Source organism: Streptomyces sp. NPDC002463 (genome assembly GCF_042889835.1).
In the GTDB taxonomy this organism is placed as follows: Bacteria; Actinomycetota; Actinomycetes; order Streptomycetales; family Streptomycetaceae; genus Streptomyces; species Streptomyces nymphaeiformis.
Map to the genome: position 1 here is coordinate 318,955 of NZ_JBIARL010000011.1, position 6,054 is coordinate 325,008.

6 protein-coding genes are annotated in these 6,054 nt (G+C 71.2%); 3 read left to right on the forward strand and 3 right to left on the reverse strand.

Going from position 1 to position 6,054, the window contains the following annotated elements:
- A partial coding sequence (locus tag ACFYX3_RS23875; RefSeq protein WP_389016659.1) for a VWA domain-containing protein occupies positions 1–1,034 on the forward strand: 1,034 nt, incomplete at its 5' end.
- Here ACFYX3_RS23875 and ACFYX3_RS23880 read toward each other — a convergent pair.
- Positions 1,031–2,131, reverse strand: coding sequence for a sensor histidine kinase (locus tag ACFYX3_RS23880; RefSeq protein WP_389016662.1), 1,101 nt, complete (start codon positions 2,129–2,131; stop codon positions 1,031–1,033). The genes ACFYX3_RS23875 and ACFYX3_RS23880 overlap by 4 nt on opposite strands.
- Positions 2,128–2,832, reverse strand: a complete 705-nt coding sequence (locus tag ACFYX3_RS23885) for a response regulator transcription factor (protein WP_389016665.1) — start codon at positions 2,830–2,832, stop codon at positions 2,128–2,130. Before ACFYX3_RS23885 ends, ACFYX3_RS23880 begins: the two co-directional genes overlap by 4 nt.
- Positions 2,833–2,903: 71 nt before the next feature.
- Here ACFYX3_RS23885 and metG point away from each other — a divergent pair, with 71 nt between their 5' ends.
- Complete coding sequence (metG, locus tag ACFYX3_RS23890) at positions 2,904–4,511, forward strand: methionine--tRNA ligase (protein ID WP_389016668.1); 1,608 nt, start codon at positions 2,904–2,906, stop codon at positions 4,509–4,511.
- A gap of 71 nt (positions 4,512–4,582) precedes the next feature.
- Here the strand turns inward: metG and ACFYX3_RS23895 are convergent, their stop codons facing one another.
- On the reverse strand, positions 4,583–4,936 hold the full coding sequence (locus ACFYX3_RS23895; RefSeq protein WP_246532581.1) for a DoxX family protein: 354 nt from the start codon (positions 4,934–4,936) through the stop codon (positions 4,583–4,585).
- Between the two features lie 188 nt (positions 4,937–5,124).
- On the opposite strand from ACFYX3_RS23895, the gene ACFYX3_RS23900 reads away from it, so the two are divergent.
- Entirely contained in the window at positions 5,125–5,880 is a 756-nt protein-coding gene (locus tag ACFYX3_RS23900; RefSeq protein WP_389016673.1) for a hypothetical protein, read from the forward strand.
- Positions 5,881–6,054 lie beyond the last annotated feature (174 nt).

Consider the following 6,054-nt stretch of genomic DNA (forward strand, 5'->3'; position numbering starts at 1 on the left):
CCCCGGCCGAGCCGGAGGCCGTCACGGCGGACGCCGACACCGCCGTCGAAGACGACGCGACCCCGGCGGAACCGGAAGCGGAGGCTGCCGACGAGCCGCAGGCCGTCGCCACAGAGCCGGCGGACGCCGCGGCGGACCAGGCCCAGGCCGAGCCGGAGGCGGCCGTCGTCGCGGACGACACGAACGCGGAAGCTGCCGACGAGGCGCAGGCCGAGGTCGCCGTCGCGGTGGAGCCCGAGGCCACGGCGGAGCCGGAGGCGGGCGCCGACGACGAGGCGCAGGCCGAGGTCGCCGTCGCGGCGGCCGAGGCCGGCACCACCCCGGAGCCGGAGGCTCAGGCCGACGAGGCCCCGGCCGGCGAGGTCGCCGCCGCCCCCGCCGTCCCCCTCCCCGCCCTGAAGGCAGCCGCACCCCACCTCGTCGACGCCTACAAGGCCGCCGGCGCGCAGCTCGAGAAGCAGGAGCTCGCCGGCGCGCGGGCCGCCGTGTACCTCGTGGTCGACCGGTCCGGGTCGATGCGCGGGTACTTCAAGGACGGTTCCGTGCAGCGGCTCGCCGAGCAGGTCACCGCCCTCGCGGCGCACCTCGACGAGAACGCCACCGTCACGACCGTCTTCTTCTCGACGGACATCGACGGCACCGTCGACCTGACCCCGGCCGACCTCACCCCCACCCGTATCGACGAGGTCAACGCCACCCTCGGCCGCCTGGGCCGTACCAACTACCACCGGGCCGTCGAAGAGGTCCTCGCCCACCACGAGAAGAACGACCCGGCCCGCCCGGCGCTCGTCGTGTTCCAGACGGACGGCGCGCCGGAGTCGAAGACGGCCGCCACGCAGGCCCTCGCCGAGGCCGCCGCCAAGCCGCTGAACTGGCGGTTCGTGGTCTGGGGCGAGGAGGACAACAAGGCCTTCGACTACGTCCGGAAGCTCGACGGCACCCCCCGTACGGCGACGTACTTCGCGGGCGCGACCCCGGTCGAGACCCCGCACGCGGCCTTCTACCGGGGCCTCCTCGCCGGTCTGGAGTTCTAGGCCGGGACGGACGCGGTGGTGACGGTGACCGGCAGGGTCACCGTCACCACCAGCCCGCCCCCCTCCGCCGCACCCCGCGCGACCGCCCGCACCGCACCCCCGTGCGCCCCCGCGATCGACCGCACGATGGACAGCCCGAGCCCCGCGCCGGGCCCCGTCCGGTCCCGCCCCTCCCCCCGCCGGAAGGGTTCGAAGAGCCCGTCGAGGTCCTCCTCCGGGACGACGGGCCCGGTGTTGACGACGGTCAGGACCCCGTCCGCGACGCGTACGGCCACGTCACCCCCCGGCACGTTGTACGCGACCGCGTTCGCGACGAGGTTCCGCACGAGCTGCCCGAGCAGCACCCGGCTCCCCCGTACGACACCGCCGTCGGCGACCACGCACGCGCCCGCGTGCTCCTCGGCGACGACGTCCCCGAGCCGCACCTCCTCCCGCTCCGCGAGCCCCCGCTCGCTCCGCGCGAGGAGCAGCAGCCCGTCGATGAGGCGCTCGCTGCGCCGGTTGGCGTCGAGGAGGACCTGCCGGACCTCGCAGTCGTCGTCGAGCCCGATCTGGATCGCGGCGCGCTGCGTGGCGAGCGGGGTGCGCAGCTCGTGGGAGGCGTTGGCGATGAACCGCCGCTGACTGTCGAAGGCGGCCTCCAGGCGCCCGAGCAGCGCGTCGATCGTGTCGCCGAGCTCCTTGAGCTCGTCGTCGGGACCGCGTACGGCGAGCCTCTCGTCGAGGTTCCGCTCGGAGAGCCGCCGGGCCCGCGCGGTCATGTCGTGGACGGGCCGCAGGACCCGCCCGGCGGTCCACCAGCCGACGACGACGGCACCGCAGGCCATGACGAGGAGGGCCAGCGACGACCACATGAGCATCTGCTCGCCGACGGCCCTGCGGATGTCGTCGCCGATCCGGTACGCCTCGCCGAAGGCGAGCCCGTCGCCGTCCGCCTGCGCGACGATCGCGTCCGCGTCGGCGTCCGTACCGGCCCTGACCAGAAGGTTCACCACGAGCAGCAGGACGGCGCCGAGGACGAGGAAGACAGCGCCGTAGACGAGCGCGATGCGGGTACGGATGGTGGACCCGGCCCCGAGGAGCCCCGGGCGGCTCACAGCACGTACCCCACGCCCTGCACGGTCCGGATCGGCCCCGGCTCCCCGAGCTTCCCTCTCAGCTTGCTCATGCAGACCCGTACGGCCCCGGTGAAGGGGTCGGCGTGGGCGTCCCAGGCGCGTTCGAGGAGCTCCTCGGCGGAGACGACGGCGCCGTCGGCCTCCAGGAGCAGCTGGAGGACGGAGAACTCCTTCGGGGACAGGTCGAGGTCCCGCCCGTCGCGGACGGCGGTCCGCCGGACGGTGTCCATGACGAGGCCGTCGCGTACGAGGAGGGGCGGAAGCGCGGGCCGGGCGGAGCGGCGCCGGAGCGCGCGGACTCGGGAGACGAGCTCGGGGAAGTCGAAGGGCTTGCCGAGGTAGTCGTCGGCGCCGAGGTCGAGCCCGTCGACGCGGTCCTCGACGGCGGAGGAGGCGGTGAGCATGAGGATCCGGGTGGGCACCGCGGCGGCGACGAGCCGCCGGGCCACGTCGTCGCCGTGGACGCGGGGGAGGTCGCGGTCGAGGACGAGCACGTCGTACGGCGCACCGCCGACGGGACCGAGGCCGGGATCCCGGCCGGGATCGCATGCGTACAGTCCGAGCCGGTCCAGGGCCTCGTCCCCCGCGTGGACGGTGTCGACGGCGAACCCGGCCCGCCGCAGGCCGGTGGCGAGGAGCGCGGCGAGGTCCCGCTCGTCCTCGGCTACGAGTACACGCATGTCGCCCATCCTCCCTCCCCCCTCGCATATGGATGTGAGTGGATCTACGTCCGACCGTTAGGATTTCGACCATGGCGGCCACTGGATCCGAGAAGCAGGGGGCGAAGGCGTTCTACGTCACGACCCCCATTTACTACGTCAACGACGCTCCTCACCTGGGCCACGCCTATACGACCGTCGCAGGCGACGTGCTCACGCGCTGGCACCGTCAGCGCGGCGAGAAGGTGTGGTTCCTCACCGGCACGGACGAGCACGGTCAGAAGATCATGCGCACGGCCGAGGCGAACAACGTCACGCCCCAGGCCTGGTGCGACAAGCTCGTCGAGGAGGCGTGGAAGCCCCTCTGGGAGCACCTGAACATCGCGAACGACGACTTCATCCGCACCACGCAGAAGCGTCACACCGACCGCGTCCAGGAGTTCGTGCAGGACCTGTACGACAAGGACGAGATCTACAAGGGCGGGTACGAAGGCCCGTACTGCGTGGGCTGCGAGGAGTTCAAGCTCCCCGGCGACCTCATCGAGGCGGAGGACGGCACCAAGCTGTGCCCGATCCACAAGAAGCCGGTGGAGATCCTCAAGGAGGAGAACTACTTCTTCAAGCTGAGCGAGTACGGCCCGAAGCTGCTTGAGTTCTACGAGGCGAACCCGGGCTTCATCCAGCCGGAGTCGGCCCGCAACGAGGTCGTGAACTTCGTCAAGCAGGGCCTTCAGGACCTCTCGATCTCGCGCTCGACGTTCGACTGGGGCATCCCGGTGCCGTGGGACGAGAAGCACGTGATCTACGTGTGGGTCGACGCGCTCCTGAACTACGCCACGGCCGTCGGCTACAACGAGAACCCGGCGAAGTTCGAGGAGACGTTCCCGGCGAACGTGCACCTGGTCGGCAAGGACATCCTGCGGTTCCACGCGGTGATCTGGCCGGCGATGCTGATGGCGCAGGGCCTGCCGGTCCCCGGCCGGGTCGCGGCCAACGGCTGGCTGATGGTCGGCGGCGAGAAGATGTCGAAGTCGAACCTGACGGGCATCAAGCCGCAGGACCTGACCTCGCACTTCGGCGTGGACGCGTACCGCTGGTACTTCCTTCGGGCGATCGCCTTCGGCAGCGACGGCTCGTTCTCGTGGGAGGACTTCACCGCCCGCTACACGTCCGAGCTGGCGAACGACTACGGCAACCTCGCGTCCCGTGTGGCCGCGATGGTCGGCAAGTACTTCGGCGGCGAGCTGCCGGCCTCGACAGCCGACGGCGACGCGGAGAAGGCTATCCACGAGGGCCTGGCGAAGGCCGTCGCGACCGCCGACGCGAAGATCGGCGAGGAGCTGGACTTCCAGGCCGGCATCCTGGCGATCTTCGACTTCGTGAAGCAGGTCAACGGCTACATCACGGAGCAGGAGCCGTGGAAGGTGGCCAAGGACGAGTCGGAGGAGGGCCGGGCCCGCCTGGCGACGATCCTCTACACGGCCGCGGAGTCGCTCCGCGCGGTCGCCGTCCTCCTGAACCCGATCATGCCGGAGACCTCGCAGGCCCTCTGGGAGTCCCTGGGCGCCGAGGCGTCCCTGGGCGCCCTGGCCGAGCAGCCGGTCCGGTCCTCGGCGACGTGGGGCCTGCTCCCGGCGGGCGCGACGGTGACGAAGGGCGCGGTGCTGTTCCCGCGCCTGGAGGACCCGAAGAAGGACTGACGCTCCGACGTACGAGAAAGGCCGCCGTCCCGGTATGCATCCGGGCCGGCGGCCTTTTCCGTGCGCTCGCGTCACCAGGTCAGGACGAGGGCGGCGACGGCGGGCGCCATGTAGATCAGCGGGAAGGGGGCGTGCCCGTACGCGCGGGCCCGCAGCACGGTGATCACGGCCCCGGCGAAGTACAGGATCAGCCCGATGGCGGCGAGGGTCCCGATGACCGGGACGTAGAACCCGACGACGAGCCCGACGGCCCCGGCGACCTTGGCGGCCCCGAGCAGGTTCCACCAGGACCGCGGCACGCCGTACTCGGCGAGCGGCTCGACGACGAACTTGGCCTTGGCGAAGATCGATGCCCCGGAGAAGCCGGCCATGAACGCGGCGACGGCGGTGACGACGATGGCGGTGGTGGACATCTCGGCGAACATCTCGGCTCCTTAGGCCTTCCCGTTGTCCGCCTCGACCGAGCCGGACACTGCACTGACGGAGGCGGGGAGGAGTGTGTGACAGCCGCCGGGAAATTTCTTCTCCGGCCGGGAAAGGCTTTGCGAGCCCTGGCGCCCTGACGCCAGTCTGGTGCCGACCACAGCCGAGATCACCGCCCCGGGAGGGAACCATGCCTGCCTCCGAGAGCCCGGCCCTCTTCAGCAGGCTGCAGATCCACGAGGTGGTGGGAGCGGGCGACGGCGCCGACGGAGGAGTCTGTGTCATCCGCTGCATCGAGGGCATCGCCGGAGTCGGGCAGGTCTTCGTACCGGAGCGGGACCGGGACACGGTGGACCCCGAAGTCACGCTCACGCTGGAGGTCATCGAGAGGTTCCGGCGCTCCCTGGAGTTCGTCGACCCCCCGCACAGCGCGGCGGTCCTCCTGTCCGGCGGGCCGCTCGAAGTGCTTCGGGAAGGGGACGTCCTCGTGTCCCACCCCATGCCCGACTGGTACCGGAAACTCGAAGCGAGCGGCCTCCGGGTCCAGGACTTCGACAGGTCACCGCGTCTGCCCGACGTCCGCCGGGCCCACCTCGCCTTCGCGGGGTACGAGGTGAAGCCGACCACCACGGTCGGCCACGCGCACCCTGATGCCGCGGCAGAGCTGGACCGCCGGTGGAACTCACTGACCACGTCGGCCCGACTTGTGGACGAGGAGGGCGAGTTCTGCATGCTGGTGCCGGGCAGGGGCTGTTTCGAGCGCGGCTGGGTGCGCATCAAGGACCCCGTCGGAGCCGACCTGCCCTCCCGCCTCCTGGCAGGCGCCGGCCACGAGGAGTTCCTGGCCGTCTCCGTGGACGGGCGGACCATGTGCGCCGTGTCCGACGAGGAGTACGACAAGTGGATCATCGTGCACCACTTCGACGAAGAAGACCGAGGAGCCTGATTGTCGGCGACCGCCGGAGGGTTCGGAGGGGCCTGGTCACCGGGGAAGACCGTGGTCCCGGTGCCGGTGGGCGGGGCCTTGAGCCTCTTCCAACCTGACGGATGCGACCGTGTGTTGAACGGTTCTGCACAACGACGAAGCTCCTGGTATACGGGTTCTCGACCAAGATCACCC